Genomic DNA, 19,214 nt, shown 5'->3' with positions numbered 1-19,214 from the left:
TTGTTCTGCAGGTTCTCGCCCCTGCTCGGCCACATTCCACGAAATGCAGCCGAGCATCGGCTCGGCTCTACAGGTGGGCGCAAGGCCCGGCGCCGTTACAGCTGTATCCAGGTGGCCTTGATCTCGCTGTACTTGTCGAACGCATGCAGCGATTTGTCGCGCCCGTTGCCGGACTGCTTGTAGCCACCGAACGGAGCGGTCATGTCGCCGCCATCCCAGCCGTTCACCCAGATGCTGCCGGCGCGCAGCTGGCGCGCGACGCGGTGGGCTCGCCCCAGGTCCCGCGTCCACAGGCCGGCGGCCAGGCCGTAGCGGCTGTCATTGGCCAGGCGCACCGCTTCGGCTTCGTCTTCGAAGCCGAGCACGGCCAGCACCGGCCCGAATACCTCCTCACGTGCCAAGGCCTGCTCCGGGCGCACCTGGTCGAACACGGTGGGTTGCACGTAGCTGCCGCCGGCTTCCACTTCGGCGCGCCGCCCACCCAGCAGCAACCGGGCGCCCTCGCCTTCGGCGCGCGCGATATCGTCCATCACCTTGTCCAGGTGCGCGGCATCCACCAACGCGCCCATCGGCGCATCGGGGTCCAATGGATGGCGGGGGTGCATGTGCTGGCCATAGGCAACCACCTGATGCACGAAATCCTCGCGGATCGAACGCTGTACCAGAAGCCGCGAACCTGCGGTACAGACCTCGCCCTGGTTGAAGAAGATGCCCTGTGCCACCGCCTTCGCAGCGGCGTCCAGATCAGGGGCGTCGGCGAACACCACATGCGGGCTCTTGCCGCCACACTCCAGCCAGACCCGCTTCAGGTTGGATCGCCCTGAACACTGCAGCAGCTTCGCGCCCGTGGCTGTGGAGCCGGTGAAGGCGAGCACGTCCACATCCATGTGCAGGGCCAACGGCTCACCGACGCGCGCACCGTGCCCCGGCAGCACGTTCAGCACGCCCTCTGGCAGGCCCGCTTCGGCGGCCAGCGCCGCCAGCCGCAACGCACTCAAGGGCGAGCGCTCGGACGGCTTGAGCACCACCGAGTTGCCCATGGCCAATGCAGGCGCGATCTTCCAGCAGGCCATCAGCAGCGGAAAGTTCCACGGAACGATCGCGGCCACGACCCCGGCGGCCTCGCGCGTGACCAGTCCCAGTTCGTGCGGGCCGGTCGGCGCGATCTCGCCGTACAGCTTGTCGACGGCCTCGGCGGTCCAGCGCAGGCAGCGCACCGCGCCTGGCAGGTCGATGCGGCGCGCATCACGCACCGGCTTGCCCATATCCAGGGTTTCCAGCAGGGCCAGCTCGTCGGCATGCGTTTCCACCAGTGCCGCCAGCGCCAACAGTACGCGCTTTCGCTGGGCCGGGCTGGCCTGCGACCAGTGGCCGGCCTCGAAGCTGCGCCGCGCGGCCATTACCGCGCGCTCCACGTCCTGCGCGTCGCAGTCGGCGACCGCGCCCAGTACGCGACCGTCGATCGGGCTGACGCAGTCGAAACGGGCGCCGCTGGCGGCATCGACATAGCGGCCATCGATGAAGGCCTGCCCCGGCATCGACAGCTGGAGGGCCAGCGCCTGCCAATGGCTGCGGTCGGGGAAATCGGCCATGGGAAGCTCCAGCATTCAACGAGCCTTGGTTATACCGGGGTCACCGCGACTCCGCCGTGACGTGGCTGCGCTACATTCGTCGCATCGGACCCGACGGAGCTGGCATGAAGCGTCCCGGAAGCGACCTGCACGACCTGGCCACACAGCGCCCCGAGTCACTGGACGCTTACTGGATGCCATTCACCGCCAACCGCCAGTACAAGGCGGCACCACGCATGCTGGTCCGCGCCGAAGGCATGCACTACGAAGACATCGATGGCCGCCCGATCCTTGACGGTACCGCGGGCCTGTGGTGCTGCAACGCCGGCCATGCCCGCCCGCGCATCGTCGAGGCCATCGCCGGGCAGGCGCGCACGCTCGACTACTCGCCGGCATTCCAGATGGGCTCGCCGCCGGCCTTCGCGCTGGCACAGCGGCTGGCCGCACTGGCTCCGGCCCCGCTCAACCATGTGTTCTTCACCAGCTCCGGCTCGGAGGCGGTGGATACCGCGATGAAGATCGTGCTGGCTTACCACCGCCAGCGTGGCGAGGGCCAGCGCACGCGCTTCATCAGCCGCGAGAAGGCCTATCACGGCGTCGGTTTCGGTGGCATGGCCCTGGGCGGTCTGCCCAACAACCGCAGGGCGTTCGGCCTGCAGCTGGGCGGCGTGGACTATCTGCGCCACACCCTGGACCTGCAGCGCAACGCGTTCAGCAAGGGCCTGCCGCGCCAGGGCGCGGAGCTGGCCGACGACCTGGAACGGCTGATCGCGCTGCATGACGCCTCGACGATTGCCGCCGTCTTCGTCGAGCCCATCGCCGGCTCCGCCGGGGTGATCCTGCCCGCGCCCGGATACCTGCAGCGCCTGCGCGAGTTGTGCGACCACCACGGGATCCTGCTGGTGTTCGATGAGGTCATCACCGGTTTCGGCCGGGTCGGCATGCCCTTCGCCGCGCAGCGCTTCGGGGTCACCCCGGACCTGCTGACCTTCGCCAAGGCGGTCAGCAACGGCGCGGTGCCGCTGGGCGGCGTGCTGGCCAGCGACGCCGTGCATGCCACGCTGATGCAGGCCCCGCCGCAGGCCATCGAGCTGTTCCACGGCTATACCTACTCGGGGCACCCGCTGGCCTGCGCCGCAGCGCTGGCAACACTGGACGTCTACGCCGAAGAGCGCCTGTTCGAGCGCGCCATCGAACTGGGCGAGTACTGGCAGGAACGGCTGCACGCGTTGCAGGGCCTGCCCAATGTGATCGACATCCGCAACTTCGGGCTGGTCGGTGCGGTCGAGCTGGCGCCACGCCGGGACATGCCCGGCAGCCGCGGCTACGAGGTGTTCCGGCGCTGCTTCCACGACGGCCAACTGCTGGTGCGCTGCACCGGTGACATCATCGCGCTGTCGCCGCCGCTGATCGTGGACAAGGCCCAGATCGACCAGATCACCGGCACCCTGGGCGAGATGATCCGGGTCACCGCCTGAGCCCGGGCCGGCGGTGGCGAGCGGGTACAATGGGCGGTTCCGCTCCTGCTCGTTGCCGTGCCCATGGATATCGTCGTCAAAGAAGAACTCAAGGCCTACATCGACCCGCTGACTGCGGACGAACATGACGCGCTGGAGCGCAGCATCCTGGCCGAAGGCTGCCGCGATGCGCTGGTGCTGTGGGGTAATGTGCTGGTAGACGGCCACAACCGTTTCGGCATCTGCCAGAAGCATGGCCTGCCCTTCAACACCGTGCAGAACACGCGCTTCCAGAGCATGGAAGACGTGCACCTGTGGATGATCGAGCAGCATCTGGGCCGCCGCAGCGTGTCCGACTTCCAGCGTGGTGTGCTGGCACTGCGCAAGCGCGACATCCTGGCCGCCCGCAAGCAGGTCGAGCAGGCGCAGCTGCAGCGCGAAAGCGACGGTATCGCCGAGATTGCCGATGAGGCGGGCGAGGACAGCCCGCCGTGGGAGCCGGCACCGAAGCTCAGCCGCGCCGAGCTGGCCCGCGAGGCCAAGCTGAGTACCAGCCAGGTCGGCATGATCGAGCGCATCCACGCCCAGGCTGCACCCGAAGTGGTGGAGGCGGTGAAGGCCGGCGTGATCTCGATCAGCGCCGCTGCGGCCGTGGCCGACCTGCCCGAAGAGGAGCAGCGGGCCGCCGCCGCCGGTGGCAAGGACGAGCTGAAGCAGGCGGCCAAGCGCGTGCGCGAATCCAAGCGCAAGCCGCGCGCACCGAAGCCGGACGCGGCCGAGATGGACTTCGAGGAGCCCGGCGAGGACGAGATCGCCAGCCGCGACGCCGAAGTGCTGTTGGCACTGGAACAGCTGGGCGAGGATGCCCCGGCACTGCGCCGCCGCGTGGTCGCGTTGACCCGCGAGAACGACACCCTGCGCGCGCAGCTGGCCGCGCTGCGCAAGCAGCTGGAAGCACTCTGAACCAGCGGGTAGTGCGCGGCCGCTGGCCGGCACCCCCATGAACCTTCCGCGAGCGTTGCGGATGCCGGCCAGCGGCCGGCACTACCAGATGCTCATGCCGTGCCGGTTAGACTTCCGGCATGACGCCTGCCCACGATCCGCGCCGCGCCCAGCTGCGGCGCCTGAAAGCCCTCGCACTGGGCCTGCTGCTGTTGATGCTGGCCGGTTTCGCGATCAGCCATTGGCACGGCGAACGCGGCATCTGGGCCTGGGTTTCGGCTTTCTGCGAGGCTGCTGCGGTCGGCGCGCTGGCCGACTGGTTCGCGGTCGTTGCGCTGTTCCGGCGGCCAATGGGCCTGCCGATTCCGCACACCGCGATCATTCCGCGCAGCAAGGAGCGCATCGGCGACAGCCTGGCGCTGTTCGTGCGCGACCAGTTCCTGGAACCGGGTGTGCTGCTGGCCAAGCTGCAGGTGTTCGATCCGGCCAGCCGCCTCGGTAGCTGGCTGGCCGACCCGGCACGCTCGCGGATGCTGGCCGACATGGCCCGCGGCTGGGCGCTGCAGGCACTGGATTTCTTCGACGAAACCGCGGTGCGGCGGCAACTGCATGCCTTCGTGGTGCAGCAGCTGCGGCAGTGGAATGCCGCTGCCACCGCCGGTGAACTGCTGGCCCTGCTGACCGCCGATGGACGCCACCAGCGCGTGCTGGACGAGGGCCTGCAGCGCCTGGGACGCTGGCTGGAGCAGCCGGAGGTGAAGGAGCGCGCCTCGCAGCTGATCGTGCGCTACATCCAGCGCGAATGGCCGACGCTGTCGAGCACGGTGAACTGGGTCAAGCCGATCGACGAGATCGGCGACAGCCTGGCCGAACGCCTGGCGCGGGCGGTACTGGAAGAACTGCAACAGGTGCTGGCCGAGCCGCAGCATCCGCTGCGCCAGGACTATGAGACCTGGCTGCAGAACTACGTGCAGTGCCTGCGCGAAGACCCGGCACTGGCCGAGCGCATCGAACAGCTCAAGCAGGACATGATCGACCACCCCGCCCTGCAGGACTACGTGCAGGGGCTGTGGGCGCGCATCCATGCCAGCCTGCGCGCCGACCTGCAACGCGAGGACTCGGCGCTGGTCGGCCACCTGCAGCGCAGCCTGGCGTCGCTGGGCAGCAGCCTGCAGGCCGACCCGGCCCTGCGCGAGGCCCTCAACCAGCACCTGCTGGAAGGTGCGCAGCGCCTGACCGGGCGCCTGCGCGAGGGCGTGACCACGCATATCGCGCAGACCGTGAAGGGCTGGGACGAGCGGCACCTGGTCGAGCAACTGGAACTGAGCGTGGGTCGCGACCTGCAGTTCATCCGCTTCAATGGCACCCTGGTGGGCGGGTTGATCGGCCTGCTGCTGCATGCGGCAACCGTGGTGTCCAGGTTCTAGCTCCGGCCAATGCCCACGATCAGCACGCTTGATTCATAAAATGCGAATACATATCATTTACTGATCGGTTGTACGCTTAGCCAAACGGGCACGAAGACGCGCCCATCGCCCGCGTACTTCCCCGACCTCTGGGCTGCCCGTCTGCGCGGGCAGTGCTTCGTCGATGGGACACGCTGGGCGACATGCGCAGGGCGCAAGGGGGCCGCGGACGCGTTCCATCCCTTCTCCTACCTGCAGGAACGCCGTGGACCGCTCGCCCACACCCGCCAGCCCCCGCACCTTGTTCTCCAACCCGCGCTGGGGCGTGCTGTCGCGCTCTTTGGCCGCGATTTTCGGCGGCTATGCGCTGGCCTCGATGACCAGCGTGTTCTGCGCGGTGGCATTGCCCGGCGCGCGCGGCCAGACCGTGCTGACCGGCATGCTGCTGGCCATTCTGGTGGCTGCCTGCGCGGCGCTGTGGGCCTTTGCCACCCGCAGCGCGCTGCGCGCCTGGGTCGGCATCCTCGCCCCCGCCCTGCTGATGGCGGCGGTCGCGCGCCTGTTGGGAGCCTGGGCATGAAGAACGGATTCCGCCAGTCGATGGCCTGGCTGCATACCTGGACTGGCCTGCTGGTCGGCTGGTTGCTGCTGCTGATCTTCATGGCCGGCACCGCCAGCTACTATCGGGAGGAAATCAGTCGCTGGATGCGCCCGGAGCTGCCGTCCAGCAACGTCAGCATCGACGTGGCCGCGCAGCGCGCGGTGGCCTACCTGCAGGCCAATGCGAGCCACGCCGAGAACTGGTTCGTCACCCTGCCGCAGCCGCGCAACCCGGCCATGCAGATGTTCTGGCGGCTGCCGCCGGAACTGGCCGACCCCAGTCGTGGCCGTCGCGGTGGCTTCGGCGACGCCACGCTCGACCCGAACACCGGCCAGGCATTGAAGGCGCGCGAGACCCGTGGCGGCGACTTCTTCTACCGCCTGCACTTCGACCTGCACTACATCCCGGTGTACTGGGCGCGCTACCTGGTCGGGTTCTGCGCGATGTTCATGCTGGTGGCGATCATCACCGGCGTCATCACCCACAAGAAAATCTTCAAGGACTTCTTCACCTTCCGCAAGGACAAGGGCCTGCGGTCCTGGCTGGATTTCCACAACGTCAGCGCGGTGATGGCCCTGCCGTACCACGCGATGATCACCTACACCGGCATCGTCACTCTGATGATCATGTACCTGCCGTGGGGGGTGAAAGTCGCCTACCCGCAGGACGAGGACAAGTTCTTCAGCGAAGCCTTCGGCGGCATGCCGGAAGTGACTGCGCCGGCCCAAGGCCGCGCCACGCCGCTGCCGATCGCACAGCTGCTGGACAGCGCGCGTGCACACTGGCACGGCGTGGAAGTGGCCGGCTTCACCGTGTCCAACCCGGGCGCAGCCAATGCGGTGATCGACATCCGCCAGCGCGACGGCAGGCGTTTGTCCACCGACACCCCGGCGCTGCGCTACAACATGGTCAGCGGTGCGCTGCTGGAAGAGACGCCGCCGTCCGGCGGCGCCACCGCCACCCGTGGCGTGCTGTATGGCCTGCACCTGGCGCGCTTCGCCGACTGGGGCCTGCGCGCACTGTTCTTCCTGTCCGGCCTGGTCGGCTGCCTGATGGTCGCCAGCGGCGTGGTGCTGTGGGCGGTGAAGGAGCGTCCCAAGCATGCCAAGAACGGGCGTACCGGCTTCGGCCTGCGCCTGGTCGATGCGTTGAACATCGGCACCGTGGCCGGCCTGCCGATCGCCTTCGCGGCGTACTTCTGGGGCAACCGCCTGCTGCCGCTGCAGATCGCCGAGCGCTCCAGTGCCGAGGCCAACGTGTTCTTCTACGCCTGGGGCGGCGCGCTGCTGGCCGCCTTCATCTGGCCGAAGCGGATGATGTGGGCGTGGCAGCTGTACCTGGGTGCGGCCGCGTTCGCACTGGTGCCGGTGGTCAATGCGCTGACCACGCACGCGCATCTGGGCATCACACTGCGCAGCGGTGACTGGGTACTGGCCGGCGTCGATCTGTCGATGATCGCGTTCGGTGCAATGCTGGCGCTGTGCGGCTGGCGCATGCAGCGCTGGACGCCACCGCTGAGTGCGGCCGAGAAGAAGAAGCGTGCGGCCGCTGCGGCTGCGCCGAAGGCATCGGTGAACACTGCAGAAGCGGCCGAAGCGGAGGCCAGCGCATGATGCTGCTGGCACTGGCACTGTCGTTCTCTGCGTTCACCGCGCTGTCGCTGTCGATGGAAAGGCACCAGCACGACTTGCATGGCAAGGCCGCGGCCGCACCCGCACGGCGGATGCAGTGGCGGGTGCTGGGCTGGGCGCTGCTGACGGCGGCGTTCGCACTGTGCGTGGCCGACCACGGCTGGGCGATGGGCCCGGTGCTGTGGCTGGGGGCAATGACCCTGGCCGGCGTGGCGCTGTCGTTCGGGTTGTATCCGTATCGTCCAACGTGGATTGCGCCGCTGGCGATCGCGCTGCCGGTGCTGGGGTTGGTGCTGGAATTGCTGTAGCCGCAGGACGGGGACGGCGGCATCAACGCATGGCGTGGATCTACAGGCCCAATGCGGTAGTGCCGGCCGCTGGCCGGCATCCCGCGGACCTTCCACGGTTCTGACGCAGTTGCCGGCCAGCGGCCGGCACTACCGGGCTTACCCCAACCGCTTCAGTTCCCATGCGCGGTGGATGCGCGCGTTGCGCTCGAAGTCCGGACCAATCGTGCGTGCAGTGATCTCGCGGCACTGGGCGAACTCGGCGATGGCGTTCTCTTCCAGCTTGAAGCGGCGGAAGTTGTTGGAGAAGTACAGCACGCCACCCGGTGCCAGCCGCGCGACCGCCGCACGCAGCAGCTTCAGTTGTTCGCGCTGCACATCGAAGTCATCGGCGCGTGCGGAGTTGGAGAAGGTCGGCGGGTCACAGAAGATCACGTCGTACTGTCCACGGTCGCCTTCCAGCCAGGCCATCGCGTCGGCCTGGACCAGCAGGTGCTGGTTGCCCCCCTGCCCGTTCAGCGCCAGGTTGTCGTAGCACCACTGCAGGTAGGTAGCCGACAGGTCGACGCTGGTGGTGCTGGCGGCACCCGCCACGGCGGCCTGCACGCTGGCCACGCCGGTGTAGCAGAACAGGTTCAGGAAACGCTTGCCACGCACCTGCTCGGCCATCATCCGGCGCAGCGGGCGGTGGTCAAGGAACAGGCCGGTATCCAGGTAATCGAACAGGTTCACCTGCAGCAGCGCGTTGTTCTCGCGCACCACGATGAACTCGTCGCGCTGCTCGAAGCGGCCGTACTTGCTGCCGCCCTTGCCGCGCTCGCGCGATTTCATCGACACCTGCTCCGGCGGCACGCCGAATACTTCGCGCGCGGCGGCCAGCAGCTCATTGCGGCGGCGGCGCACGTCGTTCTCCGGAATCGCTGCCGGTGCCGCATATTCCTGCACATGCAGAAAGGTACGCCGCCTGCCACCCTCTTCCTCGTAGACGTCGATGGCCGCCGCGTACTCCGGCAGGTCGGCGTCGTAGGCGCGGAAGCAGGTGATGTCCTCGCGGGCACGCCAGCTCTTGAACTTCTTCAGGTTCTTGCGCAGGCGGTTGGCCACCATCTGCGCGCCTTCGCTCAGCTCGCGGGGCTGTGCCGGATCACGGCCCGGCACAGCGATCGGATCGCAGACGATCAGCGCGCATTCCAGCGCACCGTTGAACATCTGGTACTTCTTGCTGGCGCGCAGGCCGGTAGCGAAGGCCAGTTCGTCATTGCCACACAGCAGGCTGGCGCGCCACTGCGGCACCGCCTTCTGCAAGGCATTGCCCAGTGCGCGGTACAACGCCGGATCGGCGGCCAGGCGCTCGTCGTACGGTGGGTTGCAGACCACCGCACCGATCTCCTGTTCCGGCGCGTCCAGGTCGGCGACATCGGCGCGGGTGAAACGGATCGCGTGGGCGACGCCGGCGACCTCGGCATTCTCGCGGGCCGCCTGGATCGCGGCCGGGTCGATGTCGCTGCCGTGGATGACCGGCTTCAGCGCGGCCAGGCCGGCCGCTTCGCGCTCACGTGCTTCGCTCTGGATGGACTTCCAGGCCGCCTTGTCGAAGCCCAGCCAACGGCTCGGCGGCAGGCTGCCATGCCGCATCAGGCCGGGGGCAACGTCGGCGGCCATGAGTGCGCCTTCGATCAGCAGCGTGCCGCTGCCACACATCGGGTCCAGCAGGCCACCGCCGGCGGCATGCAGGCGCGGCCATTGCGCGCGCAGCAGCAGCGCGGCGGCCAGGTTTTCCTTGAGCGGCGCCTCGTGGGCGGCACCGCGCCAGCCACGGCGATGCAGCGGGCCACCGCCGAGGTCGATCGACAGCGAGGCGCGGCCCTTGCGCAGCGAGAGGTTGACGCGCACGTCGGGCAGATCGGTGTTGACCGAGGGCCGCTCCAGGCCTTCGTCGCGCATGCGGTCGACGATCGCATCCTTGATCCGCTGCGCGGCAAAGCGTGCATGGGTGATCTTGTCGCCGGACACGTGCGCATCCACCGCCAGGGTCATCTCCGGCGAGATGTGCTCGTGCCACGGCAGTGCACGCACGCCGTCATACAGGGCCTGCTCGTCCGGGCAGTCGAACTCGTCGATCGGCCACAGCACCCGGCTGGCCAGGCGCGACCACATCACGATCCGCAGCGCCTGCGCCAGTTCGCCCTCGGCGTTGACGCCGGCAATGGTGGCGGTGGCCTTGCCAAGGCCCAGGGCCGACAGTTCATCGGCAAGCAGGTATTCCAGGCCCTTGGCGCAGGAGACGAAGAATTTCACGGGATCGGTTCGCAGGTGGTCGGGCGCGGCACAGGGGCCGGGCCGGTCGGAAAGGAGGGCCGTAGGCACGGCCGGCAGGCCCGCGCCGGGGGCGGCGGGCCTGCCATTGTAGTCAATGCGGGCGGGCGCGCCGTGCGCCCCGGCTTCACAGTTGCCGCAGCAGGCGCTCGAAGGCCTGCGCGGAAGCGTCCACGTGGCGCTCCAGGCGGTGGCCATCGTCAACCAGCAGCAACTGCGCCGAACGCGCCTGCGCCCAGGCAATCACGCCGGCAGCCGGCACTACATCGTCATGCCAGGCCTGCACCACCGTGGTCGGCACCGCAGCGGCGTCCAGCGCCGGCATCGGGCCCATGGTGGTCGGCGGCACCATCAGGAACAGGCCGGCGACCGGCACCTGCAGCGAGGCGATGGCGGAGATGTAGGCGCCCAGGCTGGAGCCGGCCAGCACCACCGGCCCCTGACGGGCAGCGATGGCGGCGCGTTCAACCAGACGGCGCAGGCGGGTCGGCACGTCGCCCACCCGGCTGACCTCGCTCATCGCGTCCAGGTCGGTGTAGTCGGGGCGCTCGTGGGTCCAGCCCAGGCGTTGCGCCACCTCGGCCAGCGCGGTGACCTTGGTCGCCTCCGGGCCGCTCTCGAAGCCATGGGAGAGGATGCAGTGGCCGCGGCTCATGCGCGTGCTCCGTGGGCGCGGGCCGACGAGGAAAAGGAAGGCAGGTTCATGCCGCAATGCTAGCATCGCCGGATGCCCAACCCGCTCCTGCCCGGCCTGCAGCTGCAGCCCCTGCCCTATCACGACCGACTGCCGCTGCGGGATCCCGCCTCGCTGGAAATGGTGGTGATCCACTGCACCGAGCTGCCCGATCTGGCGATGGCCCGCGAGTACGGCGAGCGCGTGCTGTACGACAGCGGCGCCGGCAACAGCGGGCACTTCTACATCGACCGCGATGGCAGCGTAGTGCAGTACGTGGCGCCGGAACGCGTGGCCCATCACGTGCGCGGCATGAACGCGCATACGCTGGGCATCGAGCTGGTCAACCGCGGGCGCTATCCGGACTGGTTCGACAGCCGCCACCAGGCGATGGACGAGGCGTACACCGAGCCACAGCTGGAAGCGCTGGAGCGGCTGCTGCTGGCGCTGGCGGTGCGCTATCCGTCCTTGCGGCGGATCGCAGGGCACGACCAGCTGGATCTGGAGCAGGTGCCGGCCAGCGATGATCCGACGCTGAGGGTGGCACGCAAGCGCGATCCGGGGCCCTTGTTCCCGTGGGCGCGGGTGCTGGCGAAGGTGCCGCTGCAGGGGTTGGAGTAAGCAGCAGGGCTGCGCCCTGCACCCGCAGAGGCAACGGCAACGTCAACGGCAACGTCAACGTCAACGGCAACGTCAACGTCAACGTCAAACTCTGGCATTCCGTGGGATGGCGGGGTGGGTCCGGTTGCGGGGGACGCCGTGAACCCGTCCATGGGGGCTTGGCCGCGGCATCCATGCCGCGGACACCCCCGCAACCGGACCCACCCCGCCTTCGACAGTTTCCCGCTGCAGTTGGTGGGTGCCGACCTTGGTCGGCACGGGGTCGGATCCCGTTGCCACGCAACGGGCTCTGACCCACGATTTACGCTCGATGGAGTCAGAGCAGTTTTCCGTTGGAAAACGGATCCGACCCCGCGCTTCTCAGGTGCCGGTCGCCACCGGGCGGCTGCTGTCGCTGACCCAACCGCTCCAGGAATCGGCGTAGATGCGTGCGCCGCTCAGGCCTGCGCTTTCCATCGCCAGCAGCAGGTGGCAGGCGGTCACGCCGGAACCGCACATCAGCACCACCTGCTGCGGATCACGGTTGCCGATCACGCCCTGCAGCTCGACCCGCAGTTCCTGTGCATCGCGCAGCCGGCCGTCGGCGACGTTCAACGCAAACGGGCGGTTGACCGCGCCCGGCACATGCCCGGCCACCGGGTCCAGCGGCTCCACTTCACCACGGAAGCGTTCCCCCGCGCGCGCGTCGACCAGCCAGCCCGGCGCATGCTTCAGCCGCGCGGTGATTTCATCGGCGTTGGCGATCTGGGTGGTGTCGAAACGGCCCGGGTAGGCCGACAGCGACGCGACCATGCCCTGCCCGGCTGCCAAGGGATGACCTGCGGCCTGCCAGGCGGCAATGCCGCCGTCGAGTACGGCCACCCGGGTGTGCCCGATCAGGCGCAGCAGCCACCACAGGCGCGAGGCGGCCATGCTGCCGTCGCTGCCATCGTAGACCACCACCTGGGTGTCGGGGCTGATACCCCACTGGCCGAGCTTCGCGGCGAAGGCATCGCTGTCCGGCAGCGGATGGCGACCATGGCCGACGCGCGACAGATCGGACAGGTCACGATTCAGATCGGCATGCACCGCACCCGGGATATGACCTGCCAGGTACTGGCCGCTGCCCGCCTGCGGGTCGGCCAGCGAGGCACGCGCATCGACCACGCGCACGGCGGTACTGGCGGTGGCACGCGCGTCGACCACGCGTACGCCGTCGCCCAGTGCAGCGGCCAGGGTGTCGACATCGATCAGGGTGGTCCACGGCTGCTTGATCGGGTTCATTGCACTTGCTCCAGGCGGCGACGCAGGTTGTAGAGGATGGCCGCGGTCGCGCCCCAGATGCGCTGACCGGGCCAGCCATACTCAAGAACGTGGCGGACGCGGCCGCGATGATTGATTTCGACCTGGCGCAGGCTGTCAGGGGCCATCAGGTAGTCCAGCGGCACCTCGAACACTTCGGCCACTTCGCTGGGCTGCGGCACCGGCACGAACTCCGGATCGACCACCGCCACCACCGGCGTGACGCGGTAGCCGGTGATGGTGACGAAGGGATCGAGATAGCCCAGCGCCTGCACCTGGCCGGGCGCCAATGCGATTTCTTCCTGGCTCTCGCGCAGCGCGGCCGCCAGCGCGTCGCGGTCATCGGGTTCGGTGCGGCCGCCGGGGAATCCGACCTGGCCACCATGGGTGCGCAGTGTTTCGGTGCGACGGGTGAGGATCACCTGTGCACCGTTGGCGCGCGGAACGATGCCGGCCAGCACCGCAGCCTCCACCGGAGGCCCGGGTGGCAGCAGATCGACCAGTTCACTGCGGTTCCAGCCGTCGCCGGCAGGTGGTTGGGCCAAGGGGTGCAGCGCGCGCATCAGTCGTTCGTGGTCGGCCAGCGAGCCGCGCAGGGAGTGCTGCAGTTGTTCGCGCAGGGGCTGCACGCGATGCAGGATGCGGCTGCGTTCCTCGTTGCTCATCGACGACCACCGCGCGATCTCATCGATATGCCGCCCGCAGCCGGCGCATTGCCGGTCCGGATCCAGCGTGCACACTCCGATGCAGGGACTTGCGACAACACGCGCCGTTTCTTCCATTGTTTGCACCCGCCAACAGTAGCGCGAACGGGCTGAATTTGCGCGGGTGGGCCGGTCGGACGGTAGAGTCGACTGTCAGTCGACTCGCGCGCGCAGCGTGGGCGTTTCCTCGATGTGACCCAAGAGCAGTCGACTGACAGTCGACTCTACCGTCAGGCACTGCGCAAACAAAAACGCGCCGGTGGGGTCACCGGCGCGTTTGGTTTGCTGCTTCGATTTACTTGACGCTGACCAGCTTGATCTCGAACTGCACAGCCACGTTCGGCGGGAACGGGGTGCGCGGATCGGCACCGTAGGCCTGGTCCGGCGGCAGGGTGACTTCCCACTTCGAGCCTGCCGGCATCTGCAGCAGGGTCTCGCGCATGGCCTTCATTTCGACTTCGCTGACCTTGATCGACGGGATCTGCTGGGCCGGGCGGGCTTCGGTCGGGCGCTGGCCGTACGGGAACGGACCGGCCACTTCCAGCTGCACAGTGCTGGCCTGGGTCGGCTTGGCACCCTTGCCGGCTTCGATCACGCGGTACTGGACGCCGCTCGGCAGGGACTGCACGCCGGCCTTGGCCTTGTTCGCCGCGATGAACTGGTCGCTCTTGGTCTTGTTTTCGGCAGCCGCCTTTTCGTACTCGGCCTTGGCGGCCTGGGCACGGCCCTGCTCGCGCTTCTGGAACGCTTCAACGGCCGGCTTCAGCTGCTCGGCGGTGATCGCCGGCTGCTTCTTGGCGTAGGCATCCTGCAGGCCTTTCACCACCGAGTTGATGTCCAGCTGCTCACCACGACCGGTCAGCTCCGCCAGGTTGTTGCCGTAGTCGTAACCGAAGTAGTAGCTCAGCTTGCCCTTTTCGGACGAGACGTCCTGGGCGAAGGCATTGCCCGTCAGGGCCAGGGCCGCGACGGCGACCGCGATAGAACGCAACTTCATCAAACAGTTCTCCAGGGGTGGTAACTCAGGGACGTTCTGCGCCGCCCTGAGGCGACGGGTTAGGATAACGGGCGCAACGTGTAACCGCTACTCACGATGCAGGCTATGACCCGTCTGCGTTTGCAGAGTTCAATATCACTTTTTTTTAACGTTCCAGGAGTTTCCCCGTGGCCGATGCCCTGATCGCTGTCGCTGACGACGGCGCCATCCGCACCGTGACCGTCCAGCGCCCGGACAAGCTCAATGCCCTCAACGCCGCGACCCTGCAGGCCCTGGCCGATGCCTTCAGGGACGCCGCCGCCGATCCGGAGGTGCGCGTCGTGGTATTGACCGGGGCGGGCCCCAAGGCGTTCGTGGCCGGTGCCGACATCGCGGAAATGAACACTCTCAGCGCCGTTCAGGGACGTGATTTCTCGCTGCTGGGCCAGGCGCTGATGCGCCAGATCGAACGCATGCCCAAGCCGGTCATCGCACGCGTGAATGGTTTCGCACTGGGCGGTGGCCTGGAACTGGCGGTGGCCTGCCACCTGCGCATCGCCGCGGATACCGCCAAGGTCGGCCAACCGGAAATCAACCTCGGCCTGATCCCCGGCTTCGGCGGCAGCCAGCGCCTGCTGCGCCTGTGCGGCCGCGCCGCCACCCTGGAGCTGTGCCTGCTCGGGGCGCCGATCAACGCCGCGCGTGCGCTGGAACTGGGCATCGTCAACGAAGTCGTGCCGGCCGACGCGTTGGACAACCGCGTGCAGGACGTCGCCCGCCAGCTGGCGCGCTCGGCGCCGCTGGCCCTGCGTGGCCTGCTCGACGCGGTGCACGTGGGCGGCGAATGCAGCCTGGAGGCCGGGCTGGAATACGAAAGTGCGCAGTTCGGCCTGCTGTTCGCCACCGAGGACATGCGCGAAGGCACCAGCGCCTTCCTGCAACGCCGCGCGCCGGCCTTCCAGAACCGCTGACGCCATGGCATCCCGACCCAACCCCGTGCAGTTGTTCGCCCGGGTCCAGGCAGACGATCTCGATGGCGCCCTGCAGGCCGGGCTGATGGACTACGCCGTCCGTGCCGGCGACGACCGGTTGCTGCCCGACCACCCCGACCTTCCGCAACGCCTGTGCCAGGCCCAGCAGCAACTGCACGCGGCCTGGGCTGCACGCGAACGCTACCGCGCCCGTGCGGTGCGCCTGGCCCGCCGCGAGGCCGAGCGCGATGCACGTCGCACCCCGGCACCCGCCCCGGACGTGAAGCCCGCCCTGCCCGCTGCGGCAGCCGCGATTCTGGCCCGGGCCAAGGCCCGCGCCCGCGGCAAGGAACAGTGATGGCCACCACGAAGAAGACCGCACGCGCCCCGGCGCGGCGTGGCGGCACGATGCCGCGCGCCGACGTGGTGGAGATGTTCACCCGTCTGCGCGAACTCAACCCGCACCCGAAGACCGAACTGGAGTACAGCTCGCCGTTCGAGCTGCTGGTAGCGGTGGCGTTGTCGGCGCAGGCCACCGACGTCGGCGTCAACAAGGCCACGCGCCGCCTGTTCCCGGTCGCCAACACGCCGGCGAAGATCCTTGCGCTCGGCGAGGATGGCCTGAAGCCGTACATCGCCACCATCGGGCTGTTCAACGCCAAGGCAAAGAACGTGATCGCCACCTGCGCGATCCTGCTGGAGAAGCATGGCGGTGAAGTGCCGCGCGATCGCGAAGCGCTGGAAGCCCTGCCGGGTGTCGGGCGCAAGACCGCCAACGTAGTGCTCAACACCGCGTTCGGCGAGCCGGTAATGGCGGTGGACACGCATATCTTCCGCGTCGCCAACCGCACAGGACTGGCGCCGGGCAGGAACGTGCGCGAAGTGGAAGACAAGCTGGTGAAGGTGATTCCGGCCGAGTTCCTGCTCGACGCACATCACTGGCTGATCCTGCACGGGCGTTATGTGTGCAAGGCGCGCAAGCCGGATTGCCCGGGCTGCGTGATCGCCGACCTGTGCCGGTTCAAGGATAAGACCACGGCCGAGTGACGGCAGCATCCACGCAGGGCGTGGATCTACTGCAACCGGGTCGCAATCCGGGCGTCATACGCAAGCGGTTTCAATGGCAGGCCCTGCCGTGACGGGGCCTGCGGCGGATGTCTGCCGCGCGTGAACTGTCACATTTACGCAATCTTTACCTTCTAGCCTGCGCGCATCTTCCCACCTGCCTGCAAGGCTCCTCTCCATGAAACTGCATCACCAACTCCTGACGGTGGCCGTGGCTGCTGCGCTGTATGTGCCGGCTGCACACGCCGAAGTCGCCATCGACGTGATCGGCGGTTCGGAAATCACCTTCGAAGGCCTGGTCCAGGCCGACGGCAACTGGTTCCACAACGATGTGGTCGACCTCAACGGTGGCGACGCCGGCAACGGCAAGAACAGCGAATTCGAACTGCGTCGCGCCGAGCTGGTGCTGAAGGGCAAGGGCCCGGGCAACGTGGAGTGGGTGGTCGGCTATGACGCCAAGGCCGACAAGTTCCTCGACACCAACGTGAAGTACAAGCTGCTGGGCAACGCCAACCACTTCCTGCAGCTGGGCCAGTTCAAGCAGCCCAACAGCCTGGAAGAACTGTCCAGCACCAAGAACAACGATTTCATTTCCAAGGCAGCGGTCACCAATACCTATGCCATCGCCCGCCGCCTGGGCGGCGCGTACAGCTACGGCCAGGACAACTGGTCGGTGACCGCCAGTGCCTTCGGCCGCGAGCTGACCCGCAACCTGGCCCACGGCAGCGGCTACGGCGCGCGTGGCACCTGGGCCCCGATCAATGAAAAGGGCCAGGTCCTGCACTTCGGCCTGAGCTACGTCAACTACGACGCCGACGCCGACACCCTGCGCGTGCGTGCGCGTCCGAATGCCGACCTCGCCACTGCCCGCCTGGTCGACAGCGGCAACCTGACCGACACCGACCGCGTCAGCACCATCGGTGCCGAAGCGATGTACTTCCAGGGTCCCTTCAAGGCCCAGGCCGAGTACTACACCAGCAAGGCCAAGCGCTACGACCACGACAACTACACCAGCGACGGCTACTACATCAGCGGCGTGTGGAACGTGACCGGCGAGACCTGGAGCTACAAGGGCGGCACTCCGGGCACCGGGCTGCCGAACAACCCGGCCGGCGGCCAGTGGCAGCTGGGCGTGCGCTACGACCACATGGACCTCAATGACGGCAACCTCGCCGCCAACCCGGTCGCCGGTCGCCCGCCGATCGTCGATGGCGTGCTGGGTGGCAAGATGGACATCTGGACCGTGGGCGCCAACTGGTATCTGCGTTCCAACTTCAAGCTGATGCTCAACTACGTGATGGTCGACAGCAAGAAGTACAGCTCCACGGCGCGCGGTTTCGTCAACGACGATCCCAACATCCTGGAAGCCCGCGCGCAGTTCTTCTGGTAAGTCCAGCCACCTGCGTTGAACCGCGAAGGCACGGCCCCGGCCGTGCCTTCGTCGTTGAGTGGTACCCGTGCCGCCCTGCCGGCGCAGCGGACGTGACATCCCTCATGACGCGTGTCACGCCCGCGTCATATGACAGACGCGGACGTGTCACGCAACCGTTATGGAATGTGCACCGAAACGTCGGGCAACCGCCCTTCGACCACCACCCCAGGAGTCTCCCCGTGATCCACGCCTTCAAATCGCGCGCCGCTGTCGCCATCCTGGCTGCATCGTCCGTGTTCGCCGCCAACGCCGCCGACATCACCGGCGCGGGCGCATCGTTCATCTACCCGGTCATGTCCAAGTGGTCGGCCGACTACAGCGCCGCAACCGGCAACAAGGTCAACTACCAGTCCATCGGTTCCGGCGGCGGTATTGCCCAGATCAAGGCCAAGACCGTTGATTTCGGCTCTTCCGATGCGCCGCTGAAGCCGGAAGACCTGGCTGCTGCAGGCCTGGCGCAGTTCCCGTCGGTGATCGGCGGCGTGGTGCCGGTGGTCAACGTGGCCGGCATCGCCCCGGGCGCGCTGAAGCTGGACGGCGCGGTGCTGGCCAACATCTTCCTGGGCAAGATCAAGACCTGGAACGACCCGGCCATCGCCGCACTGAACCCGGGCGTGACCCTGCCCAACGCCAAGGTCACCGTCGTGCATCGTTCGGACGGCTCGGGCACCACCTTCAACTTCGTCAACTACCTGTCCAAGGTCAGCCCGGAGTGGAAGAGCTCGGTCGGTGAAGGCACCTCGGTGCAGTGGCCGGCCGGCATCGGCGGCAAGGGCAACGAAGGTGTTGCCGCCTATGTGAAGCAGATCAAGGGCGGCATCGGCTATGTCGAACTGTCCTACGCGCTGCAGAACAAGCTCTCCTACACCGCGATGAAGAATGCCGCCGGCAAGTTCGTGCAGCCGAGCGACACCTCGTTCGCTGCCGCCGCTGCCAGCGCCGACTGGGCCAGCGCCCGCGACTTCTACCTGGTGATGACCAATGCGCCGGGCGCCGAGTCCTGGCCGATCACCGCCACCAACTTCATCCTGGTGCAGAAGACGCCGAAGAATGCTGCCAATGGCAAGGCGACCCAGGAGTTCTTCCGCTGGGTCTACAAGAACGGCGACGCCCAGGCCCGCCAGCTGGACTACGTGCCGCTGCCGGACAGCCTGGTCCGCCAGATCGAGACCTACTGGTCGCAGAACCTGAAGTAAGCGCGTTCCCCCGCAGGAACGGGGGCGGCGGGTCCTCTCTCCCCCGCCGCTCCCACCCGGGCGCGAGATCCTCGAGATCTCGCG

18 protein-coding genes are annotated in these 19,214 nt (G+C 67.9%); 12 read left to right on the top strand and 6 right to left on the bottom strand.

From position 1 onward, the window contains the following. Positions 1–95: 95 nt before the first annotated feature. Positions 96–1,592 (bottom strand): aldehyde dehydrogenase, encoded by a 1,497-nt coding sequence (locus tag AC5P66_RS02360; RefSeq protein ID WP_111190733.1) that lies wholly within the window; start codon positions 1,590–1,592, stop codon positions 96–98. A gap of 104 nt (positions 1,593–1,696) precedes the next feature. Between AC5P66_RS02360 and aptA the strand changes: the two genes are divergently transcribed. From aptA to AC5P66_RS02330, 6 genes are all read left to right on the top strand, one after another. After that, positions 1,697–3,049 (top strand): omega-aminotransferase AptA, encoded by a 1,353-nt coding sequence (gene aptA, locus AC5P66_RS02355; RefSeq protein WP_049437944.1) that lies wholly within the window; start codon positions 1,697–1,699, stop codon positions 3,047–3,049. A gap of 63 nt (positions 3,050–3,112) precedes the next feature. Further along, positions 3,113–3,991, top strand: a complete 879-nt coding sequence (locus AC5P66_RS02350) for a plasmid replication/partition related protein (RefSeq protein WP_049437941.1) — start codon at positions 3,113–3,115, stop codon at positions 3,989–3,991. Positions 3,992–4,110: 119 nt separating this feature from the next. Next, the gene (locus tag AC5P66_RS02345) at positions 4,111–5,397 is read left to right on the top strand and encodes a DUF445 domain-containing protein (RefSeq protein WP_495216066.1); all 1,287 of its coding nucleotides are present in this window, start codon (positions 4,111–4,113) and stop codon (positions 5,395–5,397) included. Between the two features lie 244 nt (positions 5,398–5,641). Beyond that, the gene (locus AC5P66_RS02340) at positions 5,642–5,956 is read left to right on the top strand and encodes a DUF3649 domain-containing protein (RefSeq protein ID WP_049416344.1); all 315 of its coding nucleotides are present in this window, start codon (positions 5,642–5,644) and stop codon (positions 5,954–5,956) included. Next, on the top strand, positions 5,953–7,590 hold the full coding sequence (locus tag AC5P66_RS02335) for a PepSY-associated TM helix domain-containing protein (protein WP_049437939.1): 1,638 nt from the start codon (positions 5,953–5,955) through the stop codon (positions 7,588–7,590). Before AC5P66_RS02340 ends, AC5P66_RS02335 begins: the two co-directional genes overlap by 4 nt. Next, positions 7,587–7,916: a DUF3325 domain-containing protein gene (locus AC5P66_RS02330; RefSeq protein WP_049416349.1), complete on the top strand. Its 330-nt coding sequence runs from the start codon at positions 7,587–7,589 to the stop codon at positions 7,914–7,916. Before AC5P66_RS02335 ends, AC5P66_RS02330 begins: the two co-directional genes overlap by 4 nt. A 138-nt stretch (positions 7,917–8,054) precedes the next feature. On the opposite strand, the gene rlmKL is transcribed toward AC5P66_RS02330, so the two are convergent. Together rlmKL and AC5P66_RS02320 are read right to left on the bottom strand one after the other, a co-directional pair. Beyond that, positions 8,055–10,193, bottom strand: a complete 2,139-nt coding sequence (gene rlmKL / locus AC5P66_RS02325; protein WP_262257376.1) for a bifunctional 23S rRNA (guanine(2069)-N(7))-methyltransferase RlmK/23S rRNA (guanine(2445)-N(2))-methyltransferase RlmL — start codon at positions 10,191–10,193, stop codon at positions 8,055–8,057. A gap of 145 nt (positions 10,194–10,338) precedes the next feature. Next, positions 10,339–10,866, bottom strand: a complete 528-nt coding sequence (locus AC5P66_RS02320) for an alpha/beta hydrolase (RefSeq protein WP_049416354.1) — start codon at positions 10,864–10,866, stop codon at positions 10,339–10,341. Between the two features lie 72 nt (positions 10,867–10,938). Here AC5P66_RS02320 and AC5P66_RS02315 point away from each other — a divergent pair, with 72 nt between their 5' ends. Continuing rightward, complete coding sequence (locus tag AC5P66_RS02315) at positions 10,939–11,505, top strand: N-acetylmuramoyl-L-alanine amidase (RefSeq protein ID WP_049416357.1); 567 nt, start codon at positions 10,939–10,941, stop codon at positions 11,503–11,505. A gap of 360 nt (positions 11,506–11,865) precedes the next feature. Here AC5P66_RS02315 and AC5P66_RS02310 read toward each other — a convergent pair whose 3' ends face one another. The 3 genes from AC5P66_RS02310 to AC5P66_RS02300 all read right to left on the bottom strand — a co-directional run bounded on the left by AC5P66_RS02310 (position 11,866) and on the right by AC5P66_RS02300 (position 14,487). Further along, positions 11,866–12,768, bottom strand: a complete 903-nt coding sequence (locus AC5P66_RS02310) for a sulfurtransferase (protein WP_495216065.1) — start codon at positions 12,766–12,768, stop codon at positions 11,866–11,868. Then, the gene (locus AC5P66_RS02305) at positions 12,765–13,568 is read right to left on the bottom strand and encodes a CoA pyrophosphatase (RefSeq protein ID WP_049439050.1); all 804 of its coding nucleotides are present in this window, start codon (positions 13,566–13,568) and stop codon (positions 12,765–12,767) included. Before AC5P66_RS02305 ends, AC5P66_RS02310 begins: the two co-directional genes overlap by 4 nt. A 217-nt stretch (positions 13,569–13,785) precedes the next feature. Beyond that, complete coding sequence (locus AC5P66_RS02300; RefSeq protein WP_005408797.1) at positions 13,786–14,487, bottom strand: FKBP-type peptidyl-prolyl cis-trans isomerase; 702 nt, start codon at positions 14,485–14,487, stop codon at positions 13,786–13,788. A gap of 167 nt (positions 14,488–14,654) precedes the next feature. Here AC5P66_RS02300 and AC5P66_RS02295 point away from each other — a divergent pair, with 167 nt between their 5' ends. The 5 genes from AC5P66_RS02295 to pstS all read left to right on the top strand — a co-directional run bounded on the left by AC5P66_RS02295 (position 14,655) and on the right by pstS (position 19,130). Then, positions 14,655–15,437, top strand: coding sequence for an enoyl-CoA hydratase-related protein (locus tag AC5P66_RS02295; protein ID WP_099495052.1), 783 nt, complete (start codon positions 14,655–14,657; stop codon positions 15,435–15,437). Positions 15,438–15,441: 4 nt separating this feature from the next. Continuing rightward, positions 15,442–15,795, top strand: a complete 354-nt coding sequence (locus tag AC5P66_RS02290; protein ID WP_049411258.1) for a hypothetical protein — start codon at positions 15,442–15,444, stop codon at positions 15,793–15,795. Beyond that, positions 15,795–16,484 (top strand): endonuclease III, encoded by a 690-nt coding sequence (gene nth / locus AC5P66_RS02285; protein WP_049411262.1) that lies wholly within the window; start codon positions 15,795–15,797, stop codon positions 16,482–16,484. The genes AC5P66_RS02290 and nth overlap by 1 nt, the downstream gene beginning before the upstream one ends. A gap of 196 nt (positions 16,485–16,680) precedes the next feature. Next, positions 16,681–17,892, top strand: a complete 1,212-nt coding sequence (locus tag AC5P66_RS02280; protein WP_049411264.1) for an OprO/OprP family phosphate-selective porin — start codon at positions 16,681–16,683, stop codon at positions 17,890–17,892. Between the two features lie 221 nt (positions 17,893–18,113). Then, positions 18,114–19,130, top strand: coding sequence for a phosphate ABC transporter substrate-binding protein PstS (gene pstS / locus AC5P66_RS02275; protein WP_019659077.1), 1,017 nt, complete (start codon positions 18,114–18,116; stop codon positions 19,128–19,130). The last annotated feature ends 84 nt before the right edge of the window (positions 19,131–19,214 follow it).

It is taken from the genome of Stenotrophomonas sp. YJH_SMC_122 (assembly GCF_059369535.1).
The sequence above is the reverse complement of the archived record's forward strand: the minus strand, read 5'-3'. Positions and strand labels throughout refer to the sequence as shown.

Bases quoted from the DNA above. Each gene is read 5' to 3' on its own strand.
- AC5P66_RS02290 (WP_049411258.1), top strand. From the start codon at position 15,442: ATGGCATCCCGACCCAACCCCGTGCAGTTGTTCGCCCGGGTCCAGGCA.
- aptA (WP_049437944.1), top strand. From the start codon at position 1,697: ATGAAGCGTCCCGGAAGCGACCTGCACGACCTGGCCACACAGCGCCCC.
- AC5P66_RS02280 (WP_049411264.1), top strand. From the start codon at position 16,681: ATGAAACTGCATCACCAACTCCTGACGGTGGCCGTGGCTGCTGCGCTG.
- AC5P66_RS02300 (WP_005408797.1), bottom strand. From the start codon at position 14,487: ATGAAGTTGCGTTCTATCGCGGTCGCCGTCGCGGCCCTGGCCCTGACG.
- AC5P66_RS02350 (WP_049437941.1), top strand. From the start codon at position 3,113: ATGGATATCGTCGTCAAAGAAGAACTCAAGGCCTACATCGACCCGCTG.
- AC5P66_RS02320 (WP_049416354.1), bottom strand. From the start codon at position 10,866: ATGAGCCGCGGCCACTGCATCCTCTCCCATGGCTTCGAGAGCGGCCCG.
- AC5P66_RS02315 (WP_049416357.1), top strand. From the start codon at position 10,939: ATGCCCAACCCGCTCCTGCCCGGCCTGCAGCTGCAGCCCCTGCCCTAT.
- AC5P66_RS02305 (WP_049439050.1), bottom strand. From the start codon at position 13,568: ATGGAAGAAACGGCGCGTGTTGTCGCAAGTCCCTGCATCGGAGTGTGC.
- AC5P66_RS02335 (WP_049437939.1), top strand. From the start codon at position 5,953: ATGAAGAACGGATTCCGCCAGTCGATGGCCTGGCTGCATACCTGGACT.
- AC5P66_RS02330 (WP_049416349.1), top strand. From the start codon at position 7,587: ATGATGCTGCTGGCACTGGCACTGTCGTTCTCTGCGTTCACCGCGCTG.
- nth (WP_049411262.1), top strand. From the start codon at position 15,795: ATGGCCACCACGAAGAAGACCGCACGCGCCCCGGCGCGGCGTGGCGGC.
- AC5P66_RS02310 (WP_495216065.1), bottom strand. From the start codon at position 12,768: ATGAACCCGATCAAGCAGCCGTGGACCACCCTGATCGATGTCGACACC.
- AC5P66_RS02360 (WP_111190733.1), bottom strand. From the start codon at position 1,592: ATGGCCGATTTCCCCGACCGCAGCCATTGGCAGGCGCTGGCCCTCCAG.
- AC5P66_RS02345 (WP_495216066.1), top strand. From the start codon at position 4,111: ATGACGCCTGCCCACGATCCGCGCCGCGCCCAGCTGCGGCGCCTGAAA.